The 23,929-nt window shown below is 77.7% G+C and carries 23 protein-coding genes; 17 read left to right on the forward strand and 6 right to left on the reverse strand.

Features of this window, described 5'->3' with window-relative positions; genetic code table 11:
- Positions 1 to 121: 121 nt before the first annotated feature.
- Both ACI8AK_RS11070 and ACI8AK_RS11075 read left to right on the forward strand, forming a co-directional pair.
- The gene (locus ACI8AK_RS11070; RefSeq protein ID WP_456956244.1) at positions 122 to 763 is read left to right on the forward strand and encodes an RNA polymerase sigma factor; all 642 of its coding nucleotides are present in this window, start codon (positions 122 to 124) and stop codon (positions 761 to 763) included.
- On the forward strand, positions 760 to 1,857 hold the full coding sequence (locus ACI8AK_RS11075) for a hypothetical protein (RefSeq protein ID WP_456956246.1): 1,098 nt from the start codon (positions 760 to 762) through the stop codon (positions 1,855 to 1,857). Before ACI8AK_RS11070 ends, ACI8AK_RS11075 begins: the two co-directional genes overlap by 4 nt.
- 65 nt (positions 1,858 to 1,922) lie before the next feature.
- Here the strand turns inward: ACI8AK_RS11075 and ACI8AK_RS11080 are convergent, their stop codons facing one another.
- On the reverse strand, positions 1,923 to 3,098 hold the full coding sequence (locus ACI8AK_RS11080; protein WP_456956248.1) for a DUF222 domain-containing protein: 1,176 nt from the start codon (positions 3,096 to 3,098) through the stop codon (positions 1,923 to 1,925).
- A 104-nt stretch (positions 3,099 to 3,202) separates the two neighbouring features.
- Here ACI8AK_RS11080 and ACI8AK_RS11085 point away from each other — a divergent pair, with 104 nt between their 5' ends.
- The 6 genes from ACI8AK_RS11085 to ACI8AK_RS11110 are packed head-to-tail and all read left to right on the forward strand — an operon-like array spanning position 3,203 to position 8,693.
- Positions 3,203 to 4,255: an aldose epimerase family protein gene (locus tag ACI8AK_RS11085; protein ID WP_456956250.1), complete on the forward strand. Its 1,053-nt coding sequence runs from the start codon at positions 3,203 to 3,205 to the stop codon at positions 4,253 to 4,255.
- 1 nt (position 4,256) lies between these two features.
- A complete protein-coding gene (locus tag ACI8AK_RS11090; protein ID WP_456956252.1) occupies positions 4,257 to 4,967 on the forward strand; it encodes an MOSC domain-containing protein in 711 nt (236 codons plus the stop codon).
- 16 nt (positions 4,968 to 4,983) lie between these two features.
- Positions 4,984 to 5,199, forward strand: coding sequence for an RNA-binding S4 domain-containing protein (locus tag ACI8AK_RS11095; protein ID WP_387988671.1), 216 nt, complete (start codon positions 4,984 to 4,986; stop codon positions 5,197 to 5,199).
- Positions 5,196 to 6,692, forward strand: coding sequence for an RNB domain-containing ribonuclease (locus ACI8AK_RS11100; protein WP_456949928.1), 1,497 nt, complete (start codon positions 5,196 to 5,198; stop codon positions 6,690 to 6,692). The genes ACI8AK_RS11095 and ACI8AK_RS11100 overlap by 4 nt, the downstream gene beginning before the upstream one ends.
- Positions 6,689 to 7,885: a pyridoxal phosphate-dependent aminotransferase gene (locus ACI8AK_RS11105; protein WP_387988673.1), complete on the forward strand. Its 1,197-nt coding sequence runs from the start codon at positions 6,689 to 6,691 to the stop codon at positions 7,883 to 7,885. Before ACI8AK_RS11100 ends, ACI8AK_RS11105 begins: the two co-directional genes overlap by 4 nt.
- Before the next feature lie 22 nt (positions 7,886 to 7,907).
- The gene (locus ACI8AK_RS11110) at positions 7,908 to 8,693 is read left to right on the forward strand and encodes a nitrilase-related carbon-nitrogen hydrolase (protein ID WP_456956254.1); all 786 of its coding nucleotides are present in this window, start codon (positions 7,908 to 7,910) and stop codon (positions 8,691 to 8,693) included.
- Here ACI8AK_RS11110 and ACI8AK_RS11115 read toward each other — a convergent pair.
- A complete protein-coding gene (locus ACI8AK_RS11115; protein WP_456956256.1) occupies positions 8,690 to 9,682 on the reverse strand; it encodes a PRC and DUF2382 domain-containing protein in 993 nt (330 codons plus the stop codon). The genes ACI8AK_RS11110 and ACI8AK_RS11115 overlap by 4 nt on opposite strands.
- A 126-nt stretch (positions 9,683 to 9,808) precedes the next feature.
- Here ACI8AK_RS11115 and ACI8AK_RS11120 point away from each other — a divergent pair, with 126 nt between their 5' ends.
- The 4 genes from ACI8AK_RS11120 to ACI8AK_RS11135 all read left to right on the forward strand — a co-directional run bounded on the left by ACI8AK_RS11120 (position 9,809) and on the right by ACI8AK_RS11135 (position 14,074).
- On the forward strand, positions 9,809 to 11,476 hold the full coding sequence (locus tag ACI8AK_RS11120) for a CYTH and CHAD domain-containing protein (protein ID WP_456956258.1): 1,668 nt from the start codon (positions 9,809 to 9,811) through the stop codon (positions 11,474 to 11,476).
- 231 nt (positions 11,477 to 11,707) lie between these two features.
- The gene (locus tag ACI8AK_RS11125) at positions 11,708 to 12,856 is read left to right on the forward strand and encodes a metallophosphoesterase (RefSeq protein ID WP_456956260.1); all 1,149 of its coding nucleotides are present in this window, start codon (positions 11,708 to 11,710) and stop codon (positions 12,854 to 12,856) included.
- A 79-nt stretch (positions 12,857 to 12,935) separates the two neighbouring features.
- The gene (locus ACI8AK_RS11130; RefSeq protein ID WP_387988678.1) at positions 12,936 to 13,676 is read left to right on the forward strand and encodes a GntR family transcriptional regulator; all 741 of its coding nucleotides are present in this window, start codon (positions 12,936 to 12,938) and stop codon (positions 13,674 to 13,676) included.
- A 65-nt stretch (positions 13,677 to 13,741) separates the two neighbouring features.
- Positions 13,742 to 14,074 (forward strand): hypothetical protein, encoded by a 333-nt coding sequence (locus ACI8AK_RS11135; RefSeq protein WP_456956262.1) that lies wholly within the window; start codon positions 13,742 to 13,744, stop codon positions 14,072 to 14,074.
- 8 nt (positions 14,075 to 14,082) lie between these two features.
- Here ACI8AK_RS11135 and ACI8AK_RS11140 read toward each other — a convergent pair whose 3' ends face one another.
- On the reverse strand, positions 14,083 to 15,216 hold the full coding sequence (locus ACI8AK_RS11140; RefSeq protein WP_456956264.1) for a hypothetical protein: 1,134 nt from the start codon (positions 15,214 to 15,216) through the stop codon (positions 14,083 to 14,085).
- A gap of 173 nt (positions 15,217 to 15,389) precedes the next feature.
- Between ACI8AK_RS11140 and ACI8AK_RS11145 the strand changes: the two genes are divergently transcribed.
- The 3 genes from ACI8AK_RS11145 to ACI8AK_RS11155 all read left to right on the forward strand — a co-directional run bounded on the left by ACI8AK_RS11145 (position 15,390) and on the right by ACI8AK_RS11155 (position 16,680).
- Positions 15,390 to 15,854 carry a MarR family winged helix-turn-helix transcriptional regulator gene (locus ACI8AK_RS11145; RefSeq protein ID WP_456956266.1) on the forward strand — a complete coding sequence of 155 codons (465 nt, stop codon included), beginning with the start codon at positions 15,390 to 15,392 and terminating at the stop codon, positions 15,852 to 15,854.
- On the forward strand, positions 15,851 to 16,315 hold the full coding sequence (locus ACI8AK_RS11150; protein ID WP_387988682.1) for an SRPBCC family protein: 465 nt from the start codon (positions 15,851 to 15,853) through the stop codon (positions 16,313 to 16,315). Before ACI8AK_RS11145 ends, ACI8AK_RS11150 begins: the two co-directional genes overlap by 4 nt.
- Positions 16,316 to 16,413: 98 nt before the next feature.
- Positions 16,414 to 16,680 (forward strand): GlsB/YeaQ/YmgE family stress response membrane protein, encoded by a 267-nt coding sequence (locus ACI8AK_RS11155; protein WP_387988683.1) that lies wholly within the window; start codon positions 16,414 to 16,416, stop codon positions 16,678 to 16,680.
- A 27-nt stretch (positions 16,681 to 16,707) separates the two neighbouring features.
- On the opposite strand, the gene ACI8AK_RS11160 is transcribed toward ACI8AK_RS11155, so the two are convergent.
- On the reverse strand, positions 16,708 to 17,346 hold the full coding sequence (locus tag ACI8AK_RS11160; RefSeq protein ID WP_456956268.1) for an MBL fold metallo-hydrolase: 639 nt from the start codon (positions 17,344 to 17,346) through the stop codon (positions 16,708 to 16,710).
- Between the two features lie 105 nt (positions 17,347 to 17,451).
- On the opposite strand from ACI8AK_RS11160, the gene ACI8AK_RS11165 reads away from it, so the two are divergent.
- The gene (locus tag ACI8AK_RS11165; RefSeq protein ID WP_456956270.1) at positions 17,452 to 17,709 is read left to right on the forward strand and encodes a hypothetical protein; all 258 of its coding nucleotides are present in this window, start codon (positions 17,452 to 17,454) and stop codon (positions 17,707 to 17,709) included.
- Here the strand turns inward: ACI8AK_RS11165 and ACI8AK_RS11170 are convergent.
- Together ACI8AK_RS11170 and ACI8AK_RS11175 are read right to left on the reverse strand one after the other, a co-directional pair.
- Complete coding sequence (locus ACI8AK_RS11170; protein WP_456956272.1) at positions 17,706 to 20,297, reverse strand: LuxR C-terminal-related transcriptional regulator; 2,592 nt, start codon at positions 20,295 to 20,297, stop codon at positions 17,706 to 17,708. The two genes, ACI8AK_RS11165 and ACI8AK_RS11170, sit on opposite strands and share 4 nt — an antisense overlap.
- Positions 20,294 to 22,330: an Hsp70 family protein gene (locus ACI8AK_RS11175; RefSeq protein WP_456956274.1), complete on the reverse strand. Its 2,037-nt coding sequence runs from the start codon at positions 22,328 to 22,330 to the stop codon at positions 20,294 to 20,296. Before ACI8AK_RS11175 ends, ACI8AK_RS11170 begins: the two co-directional genes overlap by 4 nt.
- A 271-nt stretch (positions 22,331 to 22,601) precedes the next feature.
- Here ACI8AK_RS11175 and ACI8AK_RS11180 point away from each other — a divergent pair, with 271 nt between their 5' ends.
- Complete coding sequence (locus ACI8AK_RS11180; protein ID WP_456956276.1) at positions 22,602 to 23,876, forward strand: IniB N-terminal domain-containing protein; 1,275 nt, start codon at positions 22,602 to 22,604, stop codon at positions 23,874 to 23,876.
- Positions 23,877 to 23,929 lie beyond the last annotated feature (53 nt).

Raw genomic sequence — 23,929 nt, forward strand, 5'->3', positions numbered from 1 at the left:
GGTCAGGGCGGTGTGCCGGGTGCCGGCGGCGAGGGCGATGCCGCCCCGCGAACCGGATCCGGGCGACCGGACATGAAGAGGTGTGACGACCTCACCTCCCGCGGCTGGATCATCACCAGCCGTGACAGCGCTCCCTGAGAACCGGGCGGCGGACCCGCCGCCGGGCGCCGTCCCGCTGCGCGCGCTGCCGTCGTCGCTGCCGACCGACGCCGAGGTGCTCGCCGGGTCGCTCGCCGAACCGGAGGTGTTCGCGACGCTGTTCGACCGGCACGCCGCCGCGGTGCACCGCTACCTGGGCCGGCGGGTCGGTGAGCTGGCCGACGACCTGCTCAGCGAGACGTTCCTCGTCGCCTTCCGCCGACGGGCCGACTACCGGCCGGAGCGCCTGGACGTGCGGCCCTGGCTGATCGGCATCGCGACCAACCTGGTGCACGGCGCCGCGCGGGCCGAGCGGCGCCGCTACCGGGCGCTGGCCCGGGCGGCGGCCGAGCCGGACGCCCGCCCCGACGACGACCCGCACGACCGGCTCGACGCCGAGGCGCTGCGCGGCCCGCTGGCGGCTGCGCTCGCCGGGCTCAAGGCCCCCGACCGCGACGTCCTGCTGCTCGTGGCCTGGGGCGACCTGTCCTACGAGGAGGTCGCCACGGTGCTCGGCGTCCCGGTGGGCACCGTCCGTTCCCGCCTGCACCGCGCCCGCCGCCAGACCCGTGCCGTGCTCGAGGCGCCCACCCTGTCCGACCTGCTGTCGGAGGAGACCCGATGAACGAGACGACCCTGCTCCGCGAGGCCGGGCCCGAGGCGCCGGCACTGACGCCCGCCGCGCGCGCGGCCGCCCGCGCTGCCCTGCTGGAGGAGATCGCGGCAGTCGGGACCCGCCGGTGGCGGTCGCGGCTGCCCGGGCGGCGGGTGTCGCTGCGCATCGGCACCGCGCTGGTCGCCGTCGCCGCCGCCTGGACGACGGCGGTCGTGGTCGCGCCCGAGGACGCCGTGCCGCAGTCCCCCGCCCCGTCGGCCGCCGCGCCGGCGCCGGGCGGGATCACGCTGGTCGCGGCCGAGGCCGTCACCTTCCCGGTCGCCCTCGACCCGGTGCCCGAGGGGCTGGCGCCGCTCCACAGCCGGCGCGGTGGCATGCCCCGGTACGGGAGCACGCCGCCGTACTTCGTCGCCGCCTACGAGCCCGCGTACCTGGTCTCCGGCGGCCCCGGTGCCACCGAACCGGCGTCGGGCGACCCGGGCCGGGTCCTGCTCGGCCTCTATCCGGAGGACCCCCGGTCCTCGGAGGAGTACGGGTTCTGGCCGGAGGGCGAGCCGACCGGGACGGCGACCGTCGACGGCGCCGAGGCCTCCGTCTGGACGGAGGACGGCACGGTCAGCCTGCTGTGGGAGCGCCCGGACGGGCAGTGGGTGTGGCTGGCGGGCGAGGGCGCCCAGGCCCGCGCCGAGGCGCTGGTCGCGGTGGGGGAGTCGATCGTCGACCGGCCGCAGCCGGTGGGGCTCCAGTTCGGGTTGGCGCCGGCCGGCTGGTCGGTGGGCGGCTACGAGGAGAGCCGGAGCCTCGACCTGGTCAGCGACGCCGATCCGCTGCAGTCGCTGCGGCTCAGCGCGACGGGTGCCCAGTACACCGGGACCATCGACGGGCTCCTCGACGGGATGCCGACCGCCGCCCCGGCGGAGACGGTGACGGTCCAGGGCCGGCCGGGGCGCCTGGCGCTCCTGACCGGTGACGTCGGGACCCCGCCCTCCTGGACGCTCCTCGGCCAGCTCCCCGACGGGCGGTTCTTCCAACTCCTGGCACCGCAGGAGCTGACCCGCGAGCAGCTGCTGCAGATCGGTGAGCAGGTGACCGCCGCATCCTGACCGCGAGCACGCGTGCACGGCCGTCCGCTGGGGGAGCGGGCGGCCGTGCACGCGTGCGGGCGCGGTCAGGCGGCGGGGGCGAGCAGCGGCGCGGGGGTGGTGATCTCGGTGCCGTCGGGCCGGTGGGTGCGCCATCGGCCGTCCGGTTGTCGCTCGACCCGGAAGCCGTGGTGGACCTTGGTGTGGTGGCGCTCGCACAGCAGGGCTGCGTTGTCGAGGCTGGTGTCGCCGCCGTCGATCCAGTGGACCAGGTGGTGGACGTCGCACCACCAGGTCGGTGCGCCGCAGCCGGCGAACACGCACCCGCCGTCGCGGAGTTCGGCCGCCTTGCGGAGGTGGCGGCTCATCAGCCGCTGCTCCCGGCCCAGGTCCAGTGGTGCGCCGTCGGGGCCGAACACCACCCGGGAGACGGCGCCGTCGCAGGCCAGCCAGCGGGCCCTCGCGGCGGAAATGGTGGCGCCGAAGCCCATCCGCCCGGCGTTGGGACGCTCGTGCGGGTCGACCAGGTCGTCGAGGTCGATGACGACGGCGATCTGCGGCTTGTGCCCGCGCAGCTGCGGCAGCGAGCCGGCGGCGAGGGCGTTGTCGGCGAGCTGCACCAGCGCGTCTCCCAGGCGCTGGGCGCGGCTGCGCCCGTCGCCGGCGGGGCGGTCGGCCTGCACATGGGCCTCGAGTGCGGTCTGCAGCCTCTCCCCGCCGACCGCGTCCAGGTGGCCGCGGAAGGACAGCGACCCGTCGGCGTGCCGGGACAGCGTCAACGACCGGCCCTCGGTGGGGTCCGGTTCCGGCCCGTCGGGATCGAGGTCGTTGCAGTAGTGCTGCACCACCGCGACGAGGTCGGCGTGCGACTGCTCGATCGCGACGCCGGTGAGCACCGCGTCGACCACCGCCAGGTCCACCCCGGCGGCTGCGGCGGCGGTGAGGCGTTCGGGTGTCACCGCCCGCGCGGCGACGGCGACCTGCTCGGCGGACACGAGACCGGCGTCGTGGGCCTCGGCGAGGGCGGGCAGGTGCTCCAGCGCCCGCCCGGTGCGTACGAGCCGGGCGGCCTCGGCGGCCGACAGCCGGCAGTGCCCACGCAGCCAGGAGGCCATCGACCTCAGGCCGTCCCGCTCGGGTGCCTGCTCGAGTCCGGCGGCCCGGACCCGACGGGCGAGGCGGGCGTCGATCCGGTTGCGCTCGGCGACCAGCGCGGCGACGTCGTCGAGGACGTCCCCGCTCCCCGGCTCACCCGAACACATGATCGAAGAATAGTCGATCAGAGACCCCGGCGCGACGTGAATCCGCAGCTCAGAGCCGTGTCCACAGATCCCGGGAGGACCTTGACAGGCGGGGGAGCGGGGACATGAGCAGCCTCGGCCGGCGACCTGGCCGGGCCGCGGCACCGTCGAGCTGGCCCACGAGGCGGACGGCGTCGTCCTCCCGCTCGATCACGGGCTGGGCCCGCGCGGCGCCGGTGTGGTGGGGTGAGCCGGTGAGCGTGCCGCCGATGACCGCCTGGCCGCAGACCGAGCCGGCGGAGGTGGAGCTCGTCCGCGGGGACGCCCGCCTCGCCGTCGACCTGCGCGGTGGCGGGCTGCGCGCCCTGACCGCCGGCGGCTGGGACGTCCTCGACGGCTATCCCGCGGGCACGGTGCCCGCCGGGCGGCGCGGCGGCGTCCTGCTGCCGTGGCCGAACCGGCTGCGCGACGGGCGGTGGACGTGGGAGGGGCAGCGGCTCCAGCTCGACGTCGCGGCGCCCGGCAAGCCCGCCGCGCACGGCCTGGTCACCTGGCAGCGGTGGGAGGTGCTGGCCCGCCACTCCGACGCGGTCACCGTCGGCACCGTCGTCGAGGCCCGCCCCGGGTACCCGTTCCGCCTCGCGGCCGCCGTCGACCACCTCCTCGGCGAGGACCGGCTCACCGTCACCGTCCGGGTCCGCAACGCCGGGGACCGGCCCGCGCCGTTCGGCGTCGGCATGCACCCCTACCTGTCGGTCGGGGCGGACGCCGACGGCGGCATCGGTGACGCCGAGCTCACCGTCCCCGCGCGCACCGCCCTCGACCTCGACGGCGGCCTGCCCACCGGCACCCGCCGGCCCTTCGACGGCGCCGTCGGCCGGATCGGCGACCGCGCCCTCGACGACGCCGTCACCGACCTCGACCGCGACGACGACGGGTGGGCGCGGGTCCGGCTGCGCGGCGCCGCCGGCGCGCTCGAGCTCGCCGTCGACCGGTCCTGGCCGTGGCTGCAGGTCTACAGCGGCGACACGCTGCCCGAGGGCCAGCGGCGGCGCAGCCTCGCCGTCGAGCCGATGACGTGCCCGCCGAACGCGCTGGCCGACGACGCCGACCTCGTCGTCCTCGACCCGGGGGAGACCTGGTCGGGCACGTGGACCCTCACCTGGACGGCGGCCTGACGTGCGGGTGCAGGAGCTCTGGCGCTATCCGGTGAAGTCGCTGCAGGGCGAGCGGCTCGACGCCGTCGACGTCGGCCCCGAGGGGCTGGCCGGGGACCGCCGGTGGGCGCTGTTCGACCGGTCCACCGGCTTCGGCCTCACCGCCCGCCGCGTCCCCGACCTGCTGTTCGCCTCGGGCCGGCTGCGGGCCGACGGCGGCGTCGAGGTGGTCCTGCCCGACGGCACGGTCACCGGCGACGACGCCGTCCTCTCCGCCTGGCTCGGGAAGCCGGTGGCGCTGCGCGCGGCGGAGGCCGTCCGCGGCCCGCGGCAGTACGAGGACCCGGTCGACGACGCGGACGGCGGGCCGTGGGACGCCTGGGAGGGAGCGTCCGGCGCCTTCCACGACAGCTCGCGGATCCGCGTCTCCCTGGTCTCCACCGGCACGCTCGGCACCTGGGACCGGCGGCGGTTCCGCGCCAACGTGCTGCTCGACGGCGCGGGCGAGGACGACCTGGTCGGGTCGACGGTGCGGCTGGGCACCGCGGTGCTCGACGTGCTCAAGCCGGTCAGCCGCTGCGTCATGGTGACCCGGCCGCAGCCGGGCGGCATCGGCCGCGACACCGGCGTCCTCAAGACCGTGCACCGCGAGCGCGGCGGCACGCTGGCGGTCGGCGCGCTGGTGCCGGTGGCGGGCCGGGTGGCCGTCGGTGACGCGCTCGTCCCCGCCTGAGGGCACGATCGACGTCGTGCGCACCGTCGAACTGCGTCCCGGTGAGGACTCCATCCGCCTCGGTCAGCTGCTCAAGCTCGTCGACGCCGTGCCGACCGGCGCGCAGGTCAAGGACGTGCTGGTGACCGGCGCGGTGCGGGTGAACGGCGAGCCCGAGGAGCGCCGCGGCCGGCAGGTGCGCCGGGGCGACGTCGTCTCGATCGAGGGCGCCGAGGACGTGCGCGTCGCGTGAACCCCGACGCGGGTTCCACGTGGAACGACGACGCACCTCCGGCTGCCGGGTTCCCCGCGACCAGGGACCGGTTCCCCCTCGCCCTGCCGCGGTGGCCGGAGGCCGCGCCCGCGGGGCCGGACTTCGCCGCGATCCGCGCGGAGCACGACGTCCCCGAGTCCTTCCCGGCCGACGTGCTCGCCGAGGCCGAGCGGGTCGCGGCGGCCCTCCCGCTGCCGGACGAGGACGCCACCGCCCTCCCGCTGGTGACCGTCGACCCGCCGGGCAGCCGCGACCTCGACCAGGCGGTGCACCTGGCGCGGGAGGACGGCGGCTACGTCGTCCGCTACGCGATCGCCGACGTCGGCTCGGTGGTGCCCCCCGGCAGCGCGCTCGACGCCGAGGCGCGGCGCCGCGGCCAGACCCTCTACAGCCCCGACCGGCGCACCCCGCTGCACCCGCCGGTGCTGAGCGAGGGCGCGGCCAGCCTCCTGCCGGGGCAGGACCGCCCCGCCGCACTGTGGACGGTCCGGCTCGACGCCGACGGCGAGGTGCGTGGCGTCGACCTGCGGCGGGCCCGCGTCCGCAGCCGCGCGCAGCTGGCCTACCCCGGCGTCCAGGCGCAGGCCGACGCCGGCACCCTCCCCGACCCGATCGCGCTGCTGCCCGAGGTCGGCCGGCTGCTCGAGCGGCGCGCGGCCGACCGCGGGGCCGTCGAGCTCGGCACCCCGGAGCAGCAGGTGGTGCGCGGTCCCGACGGCGGCTGGACGCTGGTCGCCCGCGCGGACCTGCCGGTCGAGGGCTGGAACGCGCAGGTCTCGCTGCTCACCGGCCGGGTCGCGGCCCGGCTCATGCTCGACGGCGGCGTGGGCGTGCTGCGCACCCTGCCGCCCGCCCGGCCGGAGGACGTCGAGCGCCTGCGCCGGCTGGCCCCCGCGCTCGGCGTGCGGTGGCCGGACGGCGCCGGGCCGGGAGAGGTCCTCGCCGGGCTCCACGTCGCCGACCCCCGGCACGCGGCCTTCCTCGAGGAGGCGGCCGCCCTGCTGCGCGGCGCGGCCTACACGCCCTTCGACGGCGCCCCGCCCGGGCAGACCGGCCACGCCGGCGTCGGCGCACCCTACGCGCACGTCACCGCCCCGCTGCGCCGGCTGGTCGACCGGTTCGCCACCGAGGTCTGCCTCGCGCTGGCCGCCGGCCGCGAACCCGACCCCGCGGTGCGCGCCGCCCTGCCGGAGCTGCCCGGCCTCATGGCTGCCTCCGACCGGCGCACCCGGGCGGTCGAGCGGGCCGCCGTCGACGCCACTGAGGCCTGGCTGCTCGCCGGCCGCGAGGGCGCGCTGTTCGACGCCGTCGTGGTCGACGCCGACGGCGACCGCGGCACCGTCGTCCTCGCCGAGCCCGCGATCCGGGCCCGCTGCACCGGCACCGGCCCGGCCGCCGGCTCCCGGGTGCGGGTGCGGCTCACCGAGGCCGACGTCGCCCGCCGCTCGGTCCGCTTCGAGGTGGCCGCATGAGCCGCGAGCCGTACCTCGCCGACCGGCTGCAGGGCTTCGGGACGACGGTGTTCGCCGAGATGAGCGCGCTCGCCGTCGCCACCGGGTCGATCAACCTCGGCCAGGGCTTCCCCGACACCCCCGGCCCCGCGGAGGTCCTCGACGTCGCCCGCGCCGCCATCGGCACCATGGCCGACCAGTACCCGCCCGGCCCCGGCACCCCGGAGCTGCGGACGGCGATCGCCGCGCACGTGCGGCGCTTCCGCGGGCTCGCCTTCGACCCCGACACCGAGGTGCTGGTCACCGCCGGCGCCACGGAGGCCCTCACCGCCGCCATGCTGGCGCTGGTCGAGCCCGGCGACGAGGTGGTCCTGTTCGAGCCGGTCTACGACAGCTACGCCGCGGCGGTGGCCATGGCCGGCGGCGTGCTGCGCCCGGTGCCGCTGAGCCCACCGCCGGCCGACACCGAGGGCGGCGTCTGGACGTTCGACCCCGCCGACCTGCGCGCCGCCGTCACCCCGCGGGCGAGGCTGCTGCTGCTCAACACCCCGCACAACCCCACCGGCAAGGTGTTCAGCCGGGCGGAGCTGGACCTGGTCGCCGAGGTGGTCCTCGAGGCGGGCCTGCTGCTGGTCACCGACGAGGTCTACGAGCACCTGGTGTTCGACGGCGCCGAGCACGTCCCCGCGGCGACCCTCCCGGGGCTGCGCGAGCGGACGCTGGTGGTCGGCAGCGGCGGCAAGACGTTCAGCACGACCGGCTGGAAGGTGGGCTGGGCCTGCGGGCCGGCGCCGCTGGTGGCCGCCGTCCGCACCGCCAAGCAGTTCCTCACCTACGTCAACGCCGGGCCCTTCCAGCCCGCGGTCGCCGCCGGGCTCGCGCTGCCCGACGCCTACTTCACGGGCATCGCCCGGGACCTGCAGCGCCGCCGCGACGTCCTGGTCGCCGGGCTGCGCGCCGCCGGTCTGCCCACGATCAGCCCGCAGGCCACCTACTTCGCGATGGTCGACGTCCGCGGCGTGCAGCCCGACGGCGACGGCCTGGCCTTCTGCCGCGCCCTGCCGGAGCGGGCGGGGGTGGTGGCGGTGCCCGCCGGCGTCTTCTGGACGGCGGGCCACGCCGACCTCGGCCGCCACCTCGTGCGGTTCGCCTTCTGCAAGCGCGACGAGGTCCTCGACGAGGCGGTTGCGCGCCTGACGAGGATGTCCGCATGAGGTCCGGCCGGGGAGGCGCAGCGTGAGGTTCGGGATCGTCCAGCACGACATCGTGTGGGAGGACCGGGAGGCCAACTACGCCCGGCTGGCGCCGCAGGTCGCCCGCGCGGCGGCCGCCGGGGCGGAGTTCGTGCTGCTCGGCGAGACGTTCTCCACCGGCTTCTCGATGACGCCGGGCATCGGCGAGCCCGAGGACGGGCCGTCGGCGTCCTTCCTGCGCGCGCAGGCCGCCGAGCACGGCGTCTGGGTGGCCGGCACCTGCCCGGAGGTCGCCCCGGGCGCGGACCTCCCCTACAACTCGTTCGTCCTGGCCGGTCCCGACGGCACGGTGCACCGCTACCGCAAGCTGCACCCGTTCACCCACGGCGGCGAGGCCGACCGCTACCGCGCCGGCGACGGCCCGGTGACGGTGACCGTCGGCGACCTGCGGATCACGCCGTTCGTCTGCTACGACCTGCGCTTCGCGGACGTGTTCTGGGCCGCCGCCGAGACCACCGACGTCTACCTCGTGACGGCGAACTGGCCCTCGGCCCGCCGGCACCACTGGACGACGCTGCTGCAGGCGCGCGCCATCGAGAACCAGGCCTACGTGGTCGCCTGCAACCGGGTGGGCACCGGCGGGGACGGCCTGCACCACGCCGGGGACAGCCGGGTCGTGGACCCGATGGGCGAGGTGCTGGCCGCCGCCGCGGGTGGCGAGACCCTCGTGCTGGCCGACGTCGACCCCGCCGAGGTCACCGCCACCCGCAAGCGGTTCGCCTTCCTCGCCGACCGTGGGAGGACCCCGCTGCCCCCCACCGCCGGCTAGCTCGCGGCGGGCCCCTGCAGCGGGGCCGTCCCGGCACGGCCCGGCTGCGGCGAGCGCGTCTGGTCGACGACGATCTGCTCCCGCCGCACCTGCTCGCTGACCCGCTCCTGGCCCTGCACCACCTCGGTGGTCAGCCGGACCCGCTCGACCGGCACGACCTCGACCGACACGACCGGCCGCTCGGCGTGCAGCACGATCTCCCCGGGCAGGCCCCCGGTGCCGGCCGACGGCGCGCCGGCGACGGGCGCCGTCCCGTCGGCGGGCTGCAGCGACTCGCCGGGGAGGTCGGGGGCGTCGAGGGGCACGTGCTCGACGCGGATCTCCTCGCGCCGGATCGGCACGGTCACCTGCACCTCCTCGGTGACCACGTACTTGACCAGCCGCACCCGCGTGGCCGCCACCTGCTCGGTGCCCACGCGCAGCTGCTCCTCGCTGCGGGTCATCGCGCCGTCGGTGGGCGGCGCGGCGTGCCGGGCGGCGGGCTCCGCCGGCGCGGGCGGGGCGGCCTGCTCGGTGGTGGTCCGCCTCGCGGTGGCCGGCGGGGGGACCGGCCGGGTGGGGGTGTCCGCGACCGTCCCGCCGGGAGCCGGCACGTCGGTCGCGGGCCCGGCCCCCACGGGGGCCGGGCCGGTCCCCGACGGCGCCCCGGGCTGCCCGGCCGCGACGCCGGGCGCCGCGCCCGCCGTCAGCCCGTAGTGCTGCCGCAGCGCGGCCTCCTCCTCCGGGCCGAGGTGGTCGCCGCCCAGGTGCGGGGCGGACCGGACGGCGTCCTTGTGCACGGGCACGCTCAGCACGCCGTCGTCGAAGGTCGCCTGGGTGGCCGGGACGATCGAGTGCCGGGTGCCGAACAGGCCGGTGCTCACGGCCACCCAGGTGGGCGCGCCGGTGCGGTCGTCGACGAAGAAGCTCTCGACGGTGCCGATCTTCTCGCCGTCGGGGCCCTGCACCGTGCTCCCGATCGCCGCGGACAGGTCTCGCTCGCTCAACACGGTGCTCGCCTCCTCCGTCGACACCCCGGCTGGCGTCGTTTCCGCGGGGGAGTGCCCGCACGGGTGTGTTCCGACACCCGCCTGCGCCTACGGTCGGGTGCGACGGGAACCCAGGAGGAGGACGACGTGGGCAGCGGACAGCTCGAGGTCGAGCGCAAGTTCGAGACGGGGCCGGACGTCGTCCTCCCCGACCTGACGACCGTGGACGGCGTCGCGGCGATGGGGGACCCGGTCACCCACGACCTGGACGCCACCTACTTCGACACCCCGGACCTGCGGCTGGCCCGCGCGCGGGTCACGCTGCGCCGGCGGACCGGCGGCACCGACGCCGGCTGGCACCTCAAGCTGCCCACCGCCGTCGCGGGCTCCCGCCGGGAGGTGCACGCCCCGCTGGGCACCCGCCGCACGGTCGTGCCGCGGGCGGTGACCGAGCCGGTGACCGCCGTCCTCCGCGGCGCCAGGCTCGGACCGGTCGCCACCCTGCAGACGACGCGGCAGGTCACGCACCTGCTCGCCGACGACGGCCGCGTGCTCGCCGAGGTCGCCGCCGACACCGTCACCGGCACCGCGCTGGCCCCCGACCCCGAGAGCCCGGCGACCGTCACGACCTGGCGCGAGCTGGAGGTGGAGCTGGTCGAGGGCGACCAGGCGCTGCTCGACGGCGTCACCGCGGCGCTCGGCGCGGCGGGCATCGAGCCGTCCGACCTGCCGTCCAAGCTCTCCCGCGTGCTGGCCGACCGGCTCGCGGCGCTCGCCCCGCCGCGCACGGCGGCCGGCGACGGGGACGGTGGCGACGCGAAGGGCGACGGGAGGGGCGACGGGAGGGGCGACGGGAGGGGCGACGGGAGGGGCGACGGGAGGAAGGCGAAGAAGAAGGCGCGGAAGGAGGACGGGCCGACGGCGGCCGAGGTGGTGCTGGGCGCGCTGGGGACCCAGGTCCAGGCGCTGCAGACCGCCGACATCGGCGTCCGCACCGGCGACCCCGAGGGCGTGCACGACCTGCGCGTGGCCTGCCGCCGGCTGCGCAGCATCCTGGCCGCGTTCCGGCCGGTGCTCGACCGCACCGCCACCGACCCGGTCCGCGACGAGCTCCAGTGGATCGGCGCCGCGCTCTCCGGCGCCCGCGACGGCGAGGTGGCCCTCGAGCACCTCAGGTCCGTCGTCGCGGCGCAGCCGGTCGAGCTGGTCCGCGGCCCGGTGGCCGCCCGGCTGCGGTCCACCGAGGTGGCCGACGTCGAGCGGGGGCGCAAGGCGGCGGTCCGGGCGCTGTCGGACCGGCGGCACCTGGCGCTGCTCGACGCCCTCGACGCGCTGCTCACCGACCCGCCGCTGGCCGAGGCGGCCGGCGAGCCCGCGCACGCCGTCCTCACCGACGCGGTCAAGCGCACGGGCAAGCGGCTGCGGGCCCGCACCGCCGAGGCGCGCGAGCGCGAGGCCCGGGACCCGGGCGCGCACGAGGACGAGACCGAGCACGCCCTCCACGAGGTGCGCAAGGCGGCCAAGCGGGTCCGCTACACCGCGGAGGTCGCCGCGCCGGTGCTCGGGGCGCCCGCCGAGGCCCTGGTCGCCTGCATGAAGGAGGTGCAGGACGTGCTCGGCGAGGCCCAGGACACCGTCGTCGCCCGGCAGTGGTGCCTGCGGCTGGCCGCGGCCGCCGTCGGGGCGGGGGAGGACACCTTCACCTACGGCCGGCTGCACGCCCTGGAGGAGCTGCGCGCCGAGCACGCCGACCAGCGGTTCTGGGCACTCGAGCCCACCCTGCGCGCCGCGGTGAAGGCGGCCGCGAGGGCCTGACCGCGCGTACCGGCGGCCCGGGACGGGAACGTCCCGGGCCGCCCGCACGTCTCCTGCCGTGGTGTCTCCCGCACAGCCGAAGCGAGGTCCGTCCTGTCCCTGATCGGTCTGCTCGGCTTCGGGACGGTCGTCCTCGTCGCCCTGCTCCTCCTGCACGGCTACCTCTGGTGGCGCCTGGTCAGGAGCACCACCCGGCCCGGCCGGGCGCGGCGGCGGCTCACCGCCCTCACCGTGGTGCTCGCCCTGCTGCCCGCCACCGCGGTGCTGCTGCGCCGCACGCTCCCCCTGGACGCCGCCGCCCCGCTGGACTGGGTCGCCTACACCTGGCTCGGCGTCGCCTTCTACGCGTTCCTCGCGCTGCTCGTCCTCGAGCCGGTCCGCCTGGTGCTGCGCCGCTGGACCCGCCGGCCCGCCACCGCCACCGCCCCCGCCCCCGCCGCCGTCCCGGCCACGCCGGCACCGGTGCCCGCCGTCGGCCCGGACCCGGAGCCGGGCCCGGAGCCGGAGTCGCGGCCGGAGGACCGCGCGGTCGTCGCGGATCCCTCCCGCCGGCTGTTCCTCGCGCGCTCGCTCGCCGTCACCGCCGGTGCGGTGGCGCTGGGCACCGCCGGCACGGGCGTGTACCTCGCCAACTCCGCGCCCGTCGTCCGCCGGGTGCCGGTCACCCTGCCGCGGCTGGACCCGGCGCTCGACGGCCTGCGGATCGTCACCTTCTCCGACGGCCACCTGTCGGCCACCTACGGCGGACGGCGCTTCGAGCGGCTGGTCGAGATCGTCAACTCCCAGCGGCCCGACGTCGTGGCCATCGTCGGCGACCTGGTCGACGGCGAGGTCGACGAGCTGCGCGAGGAGGTCGCGCCGCTGGCCGACCTGGTCAGCGAGCAGGGCGTGTACTTCGTCACCGGCAACCACGAGTACTTCGTCGACACCACGGCCTGGCTGCGGCACCTGCCCACCCTCGGCGTCGAGGTGCTGCGCAACGAGCGGGTGCCGATCACCCGCGGCGGCACGTCGTTCGACCTGGCCGGCATCGACGACCGCACCGCGGCCCGCTCCGGCGTCCCCGGGCACGGCGCGGACCTCGACGCCGCCCTCGACGGCCGGGACGACGCGACGCCGGTCGTGCTGCTCGCCCACCAGCCGTACATGGTCGAGCAGGCGCAGGCGGCCGGCGTGGACCTGCAGCTGTCCGGGCACACGCACGGCGGGCAGCTGTGGCCCTTCGACTACGCCATCCGCCTCGACCAGCCCGCGGTCGAGGGCTGGTCCCGGCACGGCGACACGCAGCTGTACGTCACGACCGGCGCCGGCTACTGGGGACCGCCCATGCGGATCGGTGCGCGGCCCGAGGTGACCGTCGTCGAGCTCCGGGCACCGTAGAGGTGGACGTCACCCGAGCGAGAGACGTCTCATACGACATGACGTCCTCAGACGTCTTCTCCCGCATAATCTGGCGTCCGTGACAGCGGCGACTGCGGGACCGAAGTACCTCTCGGTCCGTGAGCACCTGCGGCGCCGGGTCGCCGCGATGCCCGAGGGGGCCCTGCTGCCCCCGGAGCCCACGCTGTGCGCGGAGTACGGCGTCAGCCGGATCACCCTGCGCCGCGCCGTCGACGGGTTGGTCGCCGACGGGCACCTCGTGCGCGAGCAGGGCCGGGGCACCTACGTCACCCGCCCGGCGATCCGGCACGAGTACCGCGAGAGCTTCGTCCACCGCATCGCCGGCTGGAGCTCGGTGATGGCCGAGCAGGGCGCCCAGGTGGGGACGACGGTGCTCACCCAGCGGGTCGTGCCCGCGCCGTCGCCGGTGGCCGCCGAGCTCGCCCTCGACGTCGCCGAGGACGTCGTCGAGCTGGAGCGGCTGCGCAGCGTCGACGGCGCGCCCAACCACGTGGCGCACAGCTTCCTGCCCGCCGCGCTCTACCCGCGGGCCGCGGAGGAGGACTTCAGCGAGGGCTCGCTGTACGACTTCCTGCGCCGCGAGTACGGCGCCGACCTCGCGCACGCCCGCATCGTCGTCGACGTCGGCACCGCCGCCCCGGACGAGGCCGACCTGCTGCGGATCGCCGCCGGCTCCCCGCTGCTGGTCGTCCGCACCACGGTGCGCGACAGCGCCGGGCACCCGCTGGTGCACAGCTTCTCCCGGCTGCGGCCGGACGTGAGCCAGGTCGAGTTCGAGGTGTCGGTCACCGGCCGCTGACCGGGCGGACGTCGGGCCGCCGAACCCGCTCGACCCGGGGACGGGCCCGCTGGGATGCTCCCGGCGTGCCGCTCGACGTCGCAGGTGCGCTGCGCGACCGGTTCCTGGCGACCGCGGAGGCGGTCGCGCGGGCACGGCCCGAGGTGGACGCCGGGACGGCCCGCGAGGTGTTCCTCGAGGCGGCGACCCTCCTCCACGACGGCCTCGTCCTCGACGACCTGGACGAGCACGACGCCCTCGCCGTCGTCGCCGGGCTGTCCCTCGCCCTCGTCACCGACGATCCCGGCGCCGCTGTGCGCGCGCGTTCCCGGGCCGCGGCGGAGGACCCGGGGGACCTGCACGACCCCGGGGCGGTGTCCGCGGCCTACCTGCTGGCCGCGGCGACCCTGCAGCTCTGAGGGCGCCGTCAGCGGCCGCTGAGCGCCGCCGGCCGGTGCTGCAGGTCGAGCACCATCCGCACGAACCCGGCGCGCTCGACAGCGTGCGCCAGGAGGTCGTCGCCGACCGGTGCGCCCAGGTGGTCCAGCGGCAGGCTGGTGCACGGGTACCGGATGAGGGCCGCGGCGACCGCGGCCCGGTACAGCCGGTCGGCCGGCACCTCGAGCCCCTCGGCGGCCAGCCCCGCGGCGTAGGCGGCCACGGCGACGTCGAGCAGCGCGGGCACCTCGCCGGCGGGCGCGGTGCCGGCCTCGGCCCGGCCGAAGACGAGCGGGACGACGTCGAACCCGGCCGGCGCCGGTGTGGCCGTCCCCCAGTCCAGCAGCACGAACGTGCCCGGCTCGTCCGGGGGGCGCAGCAGGTTCGCGGGCGTGGCGTCCCCGTGGGCGGGCAGCTCCGGCACGCAGCCGAGCTCGTCCCAGAGCGCGGGCACCCGGCCGGCCAGCTCGCCGAGGTCCGGGCGGAGCGCGGCGACCTCGGGCGCCCGCATCGCCGGGTGGGCCCAGGTGTCGTCGGCGGCCAGCAGCGGCAGCGCGTAGCGGCCCAGCCGGTTGGCGACGTAGTTGCCGAGGAAGGTGTCGCAGGGCACCGGGACCCGCGGCTCCTCCCGCCGGCGCGCCGCCGCGCGGCCGAGCGCGGTGGCCGCCGCCCGGATGTCGCCGGCGGTCCAGGGCCGCTCGGTCGTGGCCACGTCCTCCAGCCACAGCGTGACCCGGTCACCGGGACCCTCCGTCGCCAGCACCAGCCCGGGCACCCGCAGCCCCGGCGGCAGCCGGTCCCCGACGCCGGAGGCGTAGACGTCCGCCTCCGTGCGCCACGGGATCTGCGAGTCGATGTACTCGCGGACCGGCGGGGGGATCTCCGGGGGCAGGCCCTCGCGCGCCCGCTGCAGCTCCTTGACGACCAGCGGGAGCCGTACCGGACCGGTGGCGTCCCGTGCGGTGACCGCCACCCGGGTGAGCGCGCGGGTGGTCGGCGCGGAGATGCGGTGCGGGACCGGCGTGGTGGTGACGGCGTCGACGGTCAGCCCGGGACGGCCGGTCCAGCGGCGCAGGGCGGGGAGCAGCTCGGCGACGGTCGTCCCGCCGGGCAGTGCGCTCACCGGGGGGCCGCCGTCCCGGGGGACGGGGGGTCGGGCTGCACCGGGGCGGACCGGAGGGGGAGGTGCGGGCGCAGGGGGCGGAAGAGCGCCAGGCACGGAGGGGTCGTCATCACGGGCTCCCGTGGGAGGATGGTCAAGCCGCTTGTCTGACGGTGCATGGATGGTGAAGCCGCTTGTCCGATCCCGTCAACAGAGAACGCCCCGTCCTGGTCACCGCGTTGCTCGAGCAGGCGATGACCCTGATCCGGGACGACCTCTACGCGCTCAGCGACGCGCGCTACCCGGGCCTGCGCATGCGGCACTACCGGCTGCTGGCGATGCTGCCGGCCCAGGGGGAGCGGCTGAGCCGGCTGGCCGCCGACAGCGGGCACACCAAGCAGGCCCTGGCCCAGGCGCTCGCGCCGCTGCAGGCCGGCGGGTACGTCGAGGTGCTGCCCGACCCCTCCGACGGGCGGGCGCGGCTGGTCCGGCTCACCGACCGGGGCCGGGAGGTCGACGAGGCGGTGCGCCGGCGCCTGGCCGCCGTCGAGCGGGACTGGGCGCGCCGGGTGGGGGAGGAGCGCTGGGCCGTCGCCCGGGCCGTGCTCGCCGACCTCGCCCCGGGACCGGGCGGGCCCCTGTCTACCGTCGGGACGTGACCACGGCCAGCGGGACCCGGGAGGTGGCCGCCCCGCGCAGCCGGGTGTGGCGGGCGCTGGCCGTGCTGGAGCCCTACTGCGCCGTCTGCGACGTCTCCTACGTCGTCGAGGGGGGCCGGTCCGGGAAGGGCGCCCGGTTCGTCTGCGTCCCCGGCCGCCTCGCCGCCGACCGGACCCCGCGCGAGGGGGCCCCGCGCGGGGAGATCGTCGAGTGGGAGCCCGGGCGGGTGGTCACCACCCGGCTCGAGCTCACCCCCGAGACGTGGACGACGCGCATCGAGCTCGACGACGCCGCCGACGGCGCCACCCGGGTGACCGTCACGCTCACTCACGAGCCGCGCCGTCCCCGGCTGGCCGACCGGCTGGCCCGCCGCGCCGTGCAGCAGTTCGTGCAGCGCACCGTCGACGACGAGCTGGACAAGCTCCCGGCGCACGTGGAGCAGGTCCCCGCGGACCAGTGACGAACGGCCCGGGTGTGCGCGGTGATCATGCGGGTAGATGAGCCCCAGGCGCGCCCGGCGACCGGCCGGGCGCCACGCACCCACCCGGAGGACTCGTCGTGATCGGTTTCCTCGTGGCCGGTTTGATCATCGGGGCCCTGGCCCGCCTGATCGTCCCGGGCAAGCAGCACCTGGGCATCCTCGCCACCCTGGCCCTGGGCCTGGTCGGCTCCCTCATCGGCGGGCTCATCGCCCAGTTCTTCGGCACCGGCAGCATCTGGGAGCTCAACGTCCTGGGCTTCGTCCTCGCCGTCGTCGCCGCCGTCCTGCTGATCGGCGTCGCCGAGAGCGTCGCCGGACGCAACCGCCGCACCGTCCGCCGCTGACCTCGCGCCCGGGGGAGGGGGCGGGCCTCAGAGCTCGACCGCCTCCCCCGGGGTCAGCCGGCCGTAGGGGGTGGGTGTGCCCGGGCCGCGCTCGCCCAGCAGGCCGGCCATCAGGCCCAGCCCGGTGTCGTTGAGCAGGCCGTCGTGCACGGCGAAGGCCTGGTCGGCGTCCACCGCCCGCACGTAGTCGATCACCTCGGCCGCCTTCGACCACGGCGCGTGCAGCGGCACCAGCAGCGTGGCCACCGGGGTCCCCGGCACGGTGAACGCGTCGCCGGGGTGGAACACCTGGCCCCCGACCAGGAAGCCGACGTTGCGCACCCGGGGCAGCTCCGGGTGGACCACCGCGTGCCACTCGCCGTGGACCTGCACGTCGAAGCCCGCGACGGTCTGCGCGTCGCCGTCGCCCACCGCGTGCACCCGGCTCCCCGGCCCGTCCAGCTGCTCCGCGACGGACGGGTTCGTCCACACCTCCAGCGCCGGGTCGGCCTCCAGCGCCGCGCGCAGCCGGTCGCCGACGAAGTGGTCGGGGTGCTCGTGCGTGACCAGGACCGCGCTCGCACCCTCCAGCGCCGCGGGGTCGGTCCAGGCGCCGGGGTCGACGACCAGCCGCCGGTCGCCGTCACTGATCACGACGCAGGCGTGCCCGTGCTTGGTCAGCTCCACGGGGACATCCTGCCGCCGCCCCCGCCGGCCCGCCGTCTCACCCGGGTGGGTGACACCGCGGCGGCCCGCCTCCCGGAGGCCGGGCACCCTGTCGACCCTCCCTGCATGGCCCCCACCGCCGCCTCGACCGCCCCCACCGCGTTCGCCGCGACCGCCTACGTCGCCGCCCGCAGCCGCGCCCACGGCCCGACCGCCGCCCTGTGGCACGCCGTCGAGCTGCACCGCCCGTCCTCCGAGGTCGACGGCGCCTGCGAGCTCACCCTCTGCGGCACGCTCGCCCGCGTCACCCTCGACGAGGACTGGCCGACGTCGGCCCGCGACGTCTGCGTCCCCTGCGCCGCCCTGGCCGGCTCCGGCCGCTAGGCGCCCTCCGCGAGCTCCGCGCGCAGCCGCGCCAGCAGGTCCGACCGTGTGCCGGCGCCCAGCCGCTGGCGCATGCGCGAGACGTGGTGCTCCACCGTCTTCGCCGAGATGTACAGCCGCCCGCCGATCTCCCGGTAGGTCCGCCCCTCCACCACCAGCCGCGCCACCTGCCGCTCCCGCTCGCTGAGCGTGCCCGTCGCCACCGGGGCGGCCGGCGGGGCGTCCTCCCCGGACTCGCCGGGCGCGTCCCCGTCGGCGGGGTCGACCAGCGTGCGCGCGCAGGCCAGCAGGATCGAGCGGGCCCGTGCGTCGGTGACCCGGGCCGCGGCCTGCCCCGCCAGCCGGGAGCCGTCCCAGCCGAGCCCGGCCGCCCCGAGCGCCTCCGCCGCGGCCACCACCGCCGGTGGGTCGATCTCGTCGGTGAGGACGTGCAGCCAGGTCCGCCCGGCCTCGGCCAGCGTCGCGGCGTGCGGGCTGGTCCGTGCCGCGGCCACCAGCGCTGCCGCGTGCGGCCGCAGCGCCGCGGGGTCGTCGGTGATGATCGCCGCCTGCGCGCCGCTCCAGTGCAGCGGCGTCGCCCACAGCTGCGGGTCCCCCAGCCGGGCGAGCAGCGCCTGCGCCTCGGTCAGGTGGGAGCGCAGCCGGTCACCGTCGCGCAGCCGCGCCGCGGCGACGACCAGCTCCCCGAGCGGCAGCAGGGTGAACAGGTCCACGGGGTGCCGGACGACGGCCTCGCGCGCCCGCACCCACGCGCGCACCAGCGCCGGGACGTCGCTGCTGCGGCGGGCCAGGCCCACCTCCAGCGCCTGCAGGAAGAGCTCGTCGCGCGGCTCGAGGGCGCCGCCCTCGACGGCCTGCGCCTCCGCCATCAGCTCCCGGGCCCGGGCCATCCGGCCGGCCAGCATGGCGATCCACGCCAGCAGCAGCAGGTGCCGGGGACGCGCCGGTCGGCCGCCCAGGTCGGTGTCGACCGCCCGCTGCAGCACCGACTCGGCGACGGTCAGCTCACCGCACTGCAGCGCCACCAGCGCCGACAGCGCCGCGGGGGTGTCCACGAGCAGCGCGGTCCGGCCGACCGGCTCCAGCAGCGCGGCGGCGCGGGTGAGCGTGGACAGCGCCGCGGGCACCGGATCGGCGGCGTCCGTCCCCGACCGCAGCGAGCACGTGATGCCCTCCGCCATCAGGTCCTCGCTGACCGACAGCATCGTCGGCGCCCCGGAGGTCCCGGCCCGCGCCGCCGCCACCAGCCGGGCGGCCTCGTCCGGGTGTCCGGTGGCCAGCAGGGCCAGCGCCGCCGAGCCCGCGTGCTCCGGGCCGGCCAACCGGCAGAGCTCCGCGGCGCGGCCGAGCAGCCCGCGCCGGGCCAGCACCGCCGCGAGCACCCCGGCGGCCCGGGCCCGGTCGGGGGCGAGGGGGTCGGCGAGGGCGGCGTCGGCCCAGCGCACCGCGCCGTCGAGGTCGCCGGTCAGGGCGGCGGCCTGGGCCCGCCGGGCGGACAGGCAGGCGACCGGCGCCCCGGTGTCGACGGCCGCGCTCAGCAGCTCCCCGGCCAGCGCCGGGTCCGCACCGAGAGCGGCGTCGGCGTGCCGCTCCAGCAGCGCGGCGGCCCGCGGGTCGCGCACCCGGTCCGCGGCCAGGCCGCGGGCCAGCCCCACCGGCTCCTCGCCGCGCTCGACCAGCAGGCCGAGCAGCCGGCGCCGGGTGCGCCGGGTGACGTCGGCGGGGGTCGTCGCGAGCAGCACCTCCTGCGCCACCGGGACCACCCGCCCGTCGGCCAGCACCAGGCCGGTCGCCCGCGCCGCGGCGATGAGGTCGGCCACCTGCTCCAGGGGGACGTCGAGCAGCCCGCCGAGGACGTCGTCGTCCAGCGGGGCGCCGGCCGCGACGGCGTGCACCAGCGCCCGGGTCCGCTCGTCGAGGGCGTCGAGGTCGGCGCTCAGCTGCGCCCGCATCTTCTCGGGGACGACGCGGAGGTCCACCCGGCCCGGCCGCCGCGCGAGGGCGGACAGCAGGCCGTGCACCAGCGCGGGGAGGCCGCCGGTCCGGGCGTGGACGGCGTCCGCGAGCGCGGGCGTGGCGGCCGGTCCCAGGCAGGCCCGCGCCCACTCCTCGACCCGGGCCCGGTCGACGTGGCCGAGCACCACGGAGTGCCGGTCGTCGGGGACCTCGGCGGCCACGTCGGCGAGCAGGGCGGTGAGGGCGGCCGGGCGCGGCCAGGGCCGGGAGGCCAGGACGACCCGGGCGCGGGGGGACCGCAGCGCGCGGCGCACCCGGTCGGCGACCTCCGCGGTGGCGCGGTGCGCGTCGTCGACGACGAGGACGAACGGCCCGGCCACCGCGTCGGGGTCCTCGGTGCGCGCGTCGAGCACCGTCAGTCCCGCGCGCCGGTGCAGCGCGGCGACCTCGTCGAGCAGGTGCGTCTTGCCGGTCCCCGCCGGACCGCAGACCACGACGGCACGTGCCGCCGCCGCCCGCGCCACCGGGCCGTCCGCCACGTTGCCGGCCAGCCGGGCGGGGCGGGGTCCGGGGACGCGGGCCGCGGGGGAGGCGGCGGTGTGCACGACGGGGGGATGGGCGACGGCGGTCACGGGGTACCCGGGGACGGCGCGGCCGGGCCGGTGGGGTCAGCGGCGGGCGTCTCGGGATCGTCGGTCGTCGTCGTCCCCTCGGCGGGTGGCGTCGTGGTGTCCGGAGCCGGTCCCCCGGTCCCCGGGTCCTCGGTGGGGGTCTCACCCGGCGTCTCGGTCGGGGTCTCGGTGGGGGTCTCGGTGGGCGTCTCGTCCGGGGTCTCCGACGGGGTCCCCGAGGGGGTCTCGTCCGATGTCCCCGACGGAGGTGGTCCGGACGGGGGACCGGCGGTCCCCGACGGGGTGGCGGCCGGTGGCGCGGTGGTCCCCGGGGTCGGGTCGCCGCCCGACGCCGTGCCCCCGGTGGGGGCCCCGCCCGTGGTGCCGCCGGTCGGGGTGCCCGCGACCGGCGTCCCCGCCGGAGAGCGAGGGGCGGTCGAGCTCCCCGCCGCGCCGGTCGACCCCGGCGTCCGGGGGTCGACCGCCGGGACCGCGGTGACGGCGCCGGCCGACGCGGCCGGGTCGTCGGTCGCCCGCACGCCTCCCGCGGACCGGGCCGTGCCTGCGGGGGCAGCGGCGCCGGCCGGTCGGGCGGCACCCGGTGCGGCGACGCCGGGCGACCCGCCGGTGGGCACGGCGCCGTCCTCGGCCTGCGCCACCGGGACCTCGCCCCCGGGCGCGGCGGTGCCGCTGGTGCCGAGGAGGCCCGCCACGGCGGGCGGCAGCACGAGCAGGCACAGCAGCAGGACGCCGACGAGCACACCGCGCTGCGCCCGACGGGCCCGGGCGCGGGTCCGCTCCGGACCGGCTGCGGGGTGCCGGCTCCCGCCCGGCCCCCGCGGCGGGGCGCCGGGCACGGGACGCCGGGCCCCGGCCGGGACGGCCGGGGGCGGCGCCGCGTGGAGGGCGACGGCGGCGGGGGTGGGGACGCCGTCGGCGGCCGTCCCCCCTGCGGCCGGGTCCTCCGTGGCCAGCGCCTCCGTGGCCAGCGCCTCCGTGGCCAGCGCCTCCGTGGCCAGCGCCTCCGCGGCCAGGCCCGCCGCGCCCAGGGCCGCGGTGAGCTCCGGTGCGGGCCCCAGGGCCAGTGGCCGGCCGAGCTCCCCGGAGAGCACCTCCGCGACCAGCGGCATCCGGGCCCCGCCGCCGGTGAGCACGACCGCGTCCAGGGCGGCCGGGTCCACGCCGGCGGCCTCGACGGCGGCCCGCAGCCGCGCGGCCGACTCCCGGACCGGGCCGTCGAGCAGCTCGTCGAGCTCCTCGCGGGTGAGCCGGACCGCCTCGGGACCCACCTCCACCCGGGTGGCGGTCTCCTCCGAGAGCGCCTCCTTGGCCGCGACGCACGCGCGCCGCAGCGCCGCGGCCGCCTCCGGGTCCGGGGCGCCGGCCGAGGACCCGCGGACGTGGCCGACCAGCAGGTCGTCGACGTCCCGGCCGCCCCACCCGAGCGGCGCGGGCGGCGGCGCGAGGTGCCGCGGCAGGCCGGCGTCGGGATCCCCCGCGTCGGGGCCCACGACGGCGAGGTCCAGGGTGGCGGCGCCGAGGTCGTACACGGCGACGGTCGGCCGCTCCGGCAGCTCGCCGGTGCCGGTGTGGCGGGCGACGGCGGCGACCGCGGCGGAGACCAGCGTGAAGCGGGGGACGCCCGCCTCCTGCAGGGCCGCGGCGAGCGCTGCCCGGCGGTGGCCGGCCCACGACGGCGGCACGGTGACGACCGTCCAGGCGTCCGGCCGGCCCAGCCGCTCCGCGGCCGCGGCCCGGACCAGCTGCACCGCCCCGGCCACCACGGCGGCGGCGGGGACCGGGCCGGAGCCCAGGTGCAGCGGCGTCGCGGCGCCCACCCGCGCCAGGACGCCCGCCGCCCGCCCGGGGACGGGGTCACCGAGCCGGACGCCGTCGTCGTCGACCGCGAGTGCGACCGGGGGGTCCCCCGGTCCCCCCAGGGGCAGGGGCTCGGCGGCTCCCGCGCCCTCGGCGCAGACCGCCGCGGCGACCGTGCCGTCGCCGATGTCGATGCCCAGCCCGTACTCGCCGTCGCGCACAGGTCCCCCCGTCACCCTGCCCGCCGGCCCGCTCCCTGAGCCGGTACGCCGCAGGACCGTATGTCGCCTGCGTCACGCCTGTCCCTGCTTCCTCCCGTGTGTGGTGCCGGCGGGCGGCAAGTAGGGGGCGACACCCCGAGTCCCCTAACGGGGAGTCAGCGCGCACCCCCCAACGCGGAGTCGGAAGTGGGGGGACGCCACCCGCTGCCCGGGCGCGGAGGGGGCGGCTGGACTGCCGTCGCCAGCCGGCCGACGACGGGCGGCTCACGGACCCGGAGGACCTGCCATGACGAACGTCGCCAGTTCGCTGCTCGACTTCATCCTCGACCTCTTCCGCGACCCCGAGGCCGCCGAGGCCTACGCGGCCGACCCGACGGGCGCGCTCGCCGCCGCGGGCGTCGACGCCACCCCGGCCGAGGTCGACGACCTCATGCCGATGGTGGCCGGCTACGCGCCGGTCAGCTGGGGAGGTCACGGCGGCCGCGGGCACGACGACGACGGCTACGGCCACTCCCACGACGCACACCACGGCCGGTCCGGCGGGTGCGACGACGACAAGCCGGGCCCCGCCCCGGCGCACGGCGGCGACGACGACCGGCCGAGCCCCGCCCCGGCCCGCGACCACGACCACGACGAGGCCGCCTGCGACACGGACGAGGACCACGGCGGCTGGCAGGGCGGCGGCGGGCACGCCCCGGCGCCGGCCCCGGCCGCCGGCAGCGAGACGGTCGTCATCACGCACCTGCAGAACATCTCGGTCACCTACACCGACGTGGACGTCGAGATCGACGCCTCGCACAGCATCTGGGTCAGCGGCGACGCGCAGGCGATCTTCGGTGACGACAACGTGGTGGTCGGTGGCGACGGCGTGGCGGCCGGCGACGACGTCGAGGACGTCGAGGTCGACAACAGCGAGACCACCGTCGACGTCTCCGACTCCGGCAACAGCTACGACGTCTCCGGTGACGGCAACTCCGTCGGCCACGGCAACACGACCGACAACTCCGACGAGTCGGTGCACGTGGACGACTCGGTGAACGGGTCGTTCAACGGCAACGACGTCACCGTCGGGGACGACAGCCCGATCGTCGAGGACTCGGCCGGGGTCGAGACCGGGGACGGCAGCGTCGTCGGCGGTGACCAGGTCGGCAGCGAGAACTCCGGCGGCACGAACACCACCGCCAACGACGGTGGCCAGGTCGGGGACGACGTCTCGGTGGACCTCGACAACGTCGGCAACGACTACTCCGAGACCGACAACTCGGTGGACCTGGACGACGTCGGCAACGACTACTCGGAGACCGACAACTCGGTGGACCTGGAGAACGTCGGCAACGACCACTCCGAGGAGACCTCGGTCGACCTGGACGACGTGGGCAACGACTACTCCGAGGACAACTCGGTCGACCTGGACGACGTCGGCAACGACTACTCCGAGGACAACGACGTCTTCTCCGAGGACAACGACGGGAACGGGTCGTTCAACGGCTCGCTGAACGACACCGTCGAGGACAACGACGACGTCGTGGTCGTCGCCGAGGTCGACGCCGGCGGTCACTGACCCGGACGCGCCCGGCCCCGGCGTCCAGCGCGCCGGGGCCGGGCTGCCTTCCG

This window comes from Geodermatophilus sp. SYSU D00867, assembly GCF_054050315.1.